The organism is Polaromonas sp. P1_G4, assembly GCF_056405475.1.
Window position 1 is genome coordinate 1 of record NZ_JBFUCA010000319.1, and the last position, 4,958, is coordinate 4,958.

The window sequence follows — 4,958 nt, forward strand, 5'->3', positions numbered from 1 at the left end:
AGCATTCGCCCCGCGCCAACGGGCCCTTTGTGGCCATTAATACCGCGGCCATCCCCAAGGATTTGTTGGAGAGCGAACTGTTCGGCCATGAGCGCGGCGCGTTCACCGGCGCGCAGACCATGCGGCGCGGCCGCTTTGAACAAGCTGAGGGCGGTACGCTCTTCCTCGATGAAATCGGCGACATGCCGTTTGACTTGCAGACGCGCCTTTTGCGTGTGCTGAGCGACGGCCATTTCTACCGCGTCGGCGGGCACAACGCCGTCAAGGCCAACGTGCGTGTGATCGCCGCTACCCACCAGGACCTGGAGCAGCGCGTCAAGGAAGGCGGCTTCCGCGAGGATTTGTTCCACCGCCTCAACGTGATCCGCCTGCGCCTGCCCGCACTGCGCGAGCGGCGCGAGGATGTCTTCATGCTGACACGCCACTTCCTGCAGCAAAGCGCCAAGCAGCTCGGTGTGGAGCCCAAGCGGATTTCCGACACGGCGCTGCAGCAGCTCAGCAACTTTGGTTTCCCCGGCAATGTGCGCCAGCTTGAAAACATTTGCCACTGGCTCACCGTTATGGCACCGGCGCAGGTGATTGAGCCCAAGGATCTTCCACCCGAAGTGCTGGGCATTGTTCCCGAATCGGGCAGAAACCCGGTTTTTGCCGAGAAGGCTGGGGTGGCCAAAGTGGAGTGGTCGGCAGGCGCCGCGGAGAAAATTCCTGCCAGCCATGGGGCTGAAGCGGCCGTACCGGTTCCGCCGGTCTCTGGCCCTGAACAGAGCTGGGAAAGTGGTCTTGAAGCAGAAGCTCTGGCGTTGCTGGCGACCGGTCGCAGCGACGTGTGGGATGTGCTGACCCGGCGTTTTGAATCCAAGCTGATCCAGACCGCACTGGTCAATACACGCGGGCGCCGCATTGAGGCGGCTCAAAAGTTGGGCATAGGCCGCAACACTATCACGCGCAAGATTCAGGAACTCAATCTGGAGTAGATGGAGCCCCCACGCTCCCCCACTGCGTGTGGGTCGCTGCCCCCCGAGGGGGCCGCCCGCCTGTGGCCCGGCAAAGCCGGTTCCACGGCTCATGCTGGCTTGAAGAGTTCAGTGGCGTGACCAGCGGGGATTTTCACCAGCGGAGGCCGCGGGACTGGCTTTGCCAGACCGCTGGCCTCGCCCCCTGAAAGGGGGGAACGGGCTACACGCAGTGAGCCTGGACGGGGGTTAGCTCAATTCCAGGGTCACCGGCGCGTGGTCGCTGGGCTTTTCCCATTTGCGCGGTACGCGGTCTATGGTGCAGCCTTTGACTTGCGGCTTCAGGGCGTCGCTGACCAGGATGTGGTCGATGCGCAGGCCACGGTTCTTCTGGTAACCGAGCATGCGGTAGTCCCACCATGAAAAGCTTTTGGGCGGCTGCTCGAACATGCGGAAACTGTCGGTCAGGCCCAGCGCCACCAGCTGGCGGAAATGCTCACGCTCTTCCTTCGTGTGGTGAATGGTGTCGCGCAAGCCCTCCGGGTCGAACGAATCCTGGTCTTCCGGTGTGATGTTGAAGTCGCCCAGCAACACCAGTTGTGGGTGGGCTGCCATCTCCGCGCGCACATAAGCCTGCAGACCTCCCAGCCAGCGCATCTTGTAGGCGAACTTTTCGCTGCCGGGCTCCTGCCCATTGACGAAATAGCCGTTCAGCACCCGGATGGGGCCCGCAGGGCCGTCCACCGTGGCGGCAATAACGCGTGAGTGCTCGTCCTCAAAACCGACAATATTTTTCACCACGTCGCGCAGCGGCGTGCGCGAAAGGATCGCCACGCCGTTGTAGGTTTTCTGGCCGAATGCGGCGGCCTCATAGCCGGCGGCCTTGAGCGCTTCCAGCGGGAACTTGTCGTCCGTCATCTTGAGCTCTTGCAGGCACAACACATCGACTGGATTGGCCGCAAGCCAGTTCAGCACATGCGCGAGCCGCGCAGTGAGGGAGTTGACGTTCCAGGTGGAAATTTTCATGATTTAGTGCTCCAGCCCAATAAGGACCTGCGCCAGCAGCTATTAAATATGTAGCAAGGCAAATACGCCGATGACCAGCCCCACGCCGGCCACGACGAACATGCCGTATTCAAGCCACTTCTTGCGGGTCAGCAGCGCAATGGCCGCCAGGGCAATGGCCACCTGCAGCACCGTGGTAGCCTGCGCCCAGCGGTGGTGCTGGTGCATCTGCTCATCGGACGATTTGTCCCAGGTGGTGGCCTCGGCTTCCAGTTTGTCGGCGACCACCTTGATCTCGTTCTTTTCCTTTTCGTAGCGGTCTACCTTGCCCTGGTAGCCGGCTTTTTTGTCCCCTGGCGCCAGGTCGCGGGCGAGTTCGGCCAGCGACTGCTTGGTGCTTTTCGACTGGAAGTAATTCCACTGGTTGGAAGCTTCCGTCTTCTTGATGGCCGCGTTGTTTTTATACAGGCCCGCATTGGCCTGCGTGGCACCGCCCATGTACGCAAAGATGGCGCCTATGGTGGCAATGATGGCCGTGATGACCGCGATTTGCGCGATCATGCCGCCGTTGTCGTGGCCGCCATGACCCCCCTGCGCCGCATGCTCGAGCTCATGGTCGTGGGGCCCGTGTACGTGAAATCCGCCTCCTGACATATCAGTTCCTTTGTGTGTTGTTATGCGTTGCTTGAGTTATTACAGGTCTATTTTTGATAGGTGATGAAGCTGAACTTCATTCCGTTGGCTGACACGTGGTCTTCACGCGCGGCCACCCGCCATTCGGGCCCCAGCGTCGGCGCGTAGGCGTCGCCTTCAATCTCTTCGGCAATCTCGGTGACTTCGATGCGCTCGGCCAGCGGCATCGCCTGCGCGTAGATTTGCGCGCCGCCCAGAATCCAAACTTCGGCCGACGAGGCACACAGCGCCAACGCGTCGGCCAGGCTCGCGGCCGTCGAGGCACCGGTGTCTTTCCAATCAGGCTGCCGCGTGATGACGATGTTGGCGCGGCCCGGCAGCGGCCGGAATTTCACCGGCAGCGAATCCCAGGTCTTGCGGCCCATGATGACCGGCCAGCCGGTGGTCAGGCGCTTTAAGCGCGCCATGTCTTCCGGCAGGCGCCAGGGGATGGTGTTGTCGCGGCCTATCACGCCATTGGCGGCGCGGGCGAAGATCATGCGGATTTTCATGGTGTTCAGATGGAATCAATCCGGATGATATCCAGATTCAGGGGCCTGGCCGGCGCGATGACGACGCTGCCGGGAACGGCCTGCAGTTGCTTGAGCAGGCGTGGATTGAGCGCCTCGGAGGTATAGACCGTGTTCACCATCGCCAGCTGGTCGGGCGGTGTGACGGCCTGAAGGTAGTTCTGGTAGCGCGCGCGAAGATCGTCTTCGCCAAGGCCGGTTTTATGGGCTTGCTCATGGTCAATCCGCACCACGAGGATATTCACGGTGTGGGAAAGGTTCGCCRCGTCGGGCAGGTCCAGCTGCACCGCCCAGCAGCCGTCGGTCAGTGGTTCACCCGCCAGCACCTCCGCCAGAAGCGGCACCGCACCGGGTGCGATGGCGCGTACAGGGCGGCACAGAAGGGCCTCCCACAACTGCTCATACAGCGGCGTCAGCCTCCTGTGCGTGTAGCGGCGGCGTATGACGGCTTCACGTGCGGCCTTCGGGTCGCCGTGCGATGCGAGATAGCCGCAAATAACGTTCTGCGCCCCGAGGGCGATGCGTTTGTCCAGCCGGATCGATTGCCGCAATTCCTCGACGCCGGCGTTGTCGCCTCTTTCGAGCAACGCCAGGCCGAAGTAGAACCGGGCCATGGCCATTTCGGGATGGCGGGCTGCCGCTGCAGACAGCAGGGCCAGGCTTGAGTCGTCGCTCTGCAACTGCTCTTGCACAATCGCCGTCGCCAGTTCGGTCTGGGCGGGTGTTTGTTCGGAGAAGAGCACATGCACCCCACCGGCCACCAGCCACCGCATCCGTAGGTGGTCGAATCGCCAGTTGGCCTGCGTGTTTTCTGCCAATCCTCATTGCAGGCCGTCAGGAACCGGGTCCACTCTTTGCCCAGAAGCATGTCTCCAGCACAGGGCGAGGTTTCAAGCGGAGGCGACTCGACCTGCAGGCCCAGCGCCGCCGCACGTTCATGCAGCGGCGGGTGGGTGTCTTGCGCACGCCGTGGGCGGCTGGCTCCCTCCGCGAGCGCCTGCGGCATGAAGCTGCCATGGGCCTCGACAAGATCGGATGTCAGCCCCCAGAAGTTGCCGGGCGCTTGCGTCGATTGCATGCGCAGGCTGCTCAGTTGTGTGGGCAGTTTCCGGGCCAGAAGAAAAGAAATAAATTCCAGCCTGGCAAGAGCGTCGGTGAGGTGGCGCGCTGAGGAAGTCCGCGCTGCGACGGCGTCGGCCTCGAATTCACACTGACGGGACCAGCTGGATGATCGCGAGACAAAGTAGGGAACAAACCAGGACGCGATGGCCTTCAGCCCCCCATCCACGAAGCTGTCGTTGCCTTGCATGTGAAGGTAGTGGTCCCATTTGGCCCGCACCCTGTAGATCCAGTGACCCAGACGCCCGTGGTTGCGGGAAAAGTGCCCCAGCTCGTGCGCGATGACGGCTTTCACTTCGTCCTTGTTCAGCATCTTCAGCAAGGGGACACCCAGTATGAGAGTGCGGCGGCTGCCAAACAACGACAGGAAACCGCCGGTTTGATAAGCCGCCGCGTTCAGTTCGTTGTCCAGCACGATGCGGTGGATGCGCGGCGCCGCGGCGCCGGTGCACAAGCCGTCCACCATCTCAAAGAGTGCGGGTGCATCTTCACGGCCAATGGTGTGCCGGCCAACCGTGCCGGGCGAGGGCTGGACCAGCCACCACAGGAAGAGAAAGGCCGCGAAGCCAAACACTGCGGCAAAACCGGGTCCCCAAATGGCGGCCTGAAGCATCACGAAGGGCGCGATCGGCAAGATGACCACCGTCACAAAGATCAGCTCCGAGGCCAGAGCCAGCAG

At 62.3% G+C, this 4,958-nt stretch carries 5 protein-coding genes and 1 pseudogene; 1 reads left to right on the plus strand and 5 read right to left on the minus strand.

The window, feature by feature from the left end; translation table 11 throughout:
• On the plus strand, positions 1-974 hold a 974-nt coding region (locus AC1D1X_RS15480; protein WP_477698595.1), incomplete at its 5' end, for a sigma 54-interacting transcriptional regulator.
• A gap of 228 nt (positions 975-1,202) precedes the next feature.
• On the opposite strand, the gene xth is transcribed toward AC1D1X_RS15480, so the two are convergent.
• The 5 genes and pseudogenes from xth to AC1D1X_RS15505 all read right to left on the minus strand — a co-directional run.
• A complete protein-coding gene (xth, locus tag AC1D1X_RS15485) occupies positions 1,203-1,979 on the minus strand; it encodes an exodeoxyribonuclease III (RefSeq protein ID WP_477667924.1) in 777 nt (258 codons plus the stop codon).
• 42 nt (positions 1,980-2,021) lie between these two features.
• Positions 2,022-2,612: a DUF4337 domain-containing protein gene (locus tag AC1D1X_RS15490; RefSeq protein ID WP_477667923.1), complete on the minus strand. Its 591-nt coding sequence runs from the start codon at positions 2,610-2,612 to the stop codon at positions 2,022-2,024.
• Between the two features lie 47 nt (positions 2,613-2,659).
• On the minus strand, positions 2,660-3,142 hold the full coding sequence (locus tag AC1D1X_RS15495; RefSeq protein ID WP_477667922.1) for a dihydrofolate reductase: 483 nt from the start codon (positions 3,140-3,142) through the stop codon (positions 2,660-2,662).
• A gap of 5 nt (positions 3,143-3,147) precedes the next feature.
• Positions 3,148-3,978: a hypothetical protein gene (locus AC1D1X_RS15500; RefSeq protein WP_477698596.1), complete on the minus strand. Its 831-nt coding sequence runs from the start codon at positions 3,976-3,978 to the stop codon at positions 3,148-3,150.
• 161 nt (positions 3,979-4,139) lie between these two features.
• A pseudogene (locus tag AC1D1X_RS15505) lies at positions 4,140-4,892 on the minus strand (M48 family metallopeptidase); the annotation flags it as partial.
• Positions 4,893-4,958: the final 66 nt, after the last annotated feature.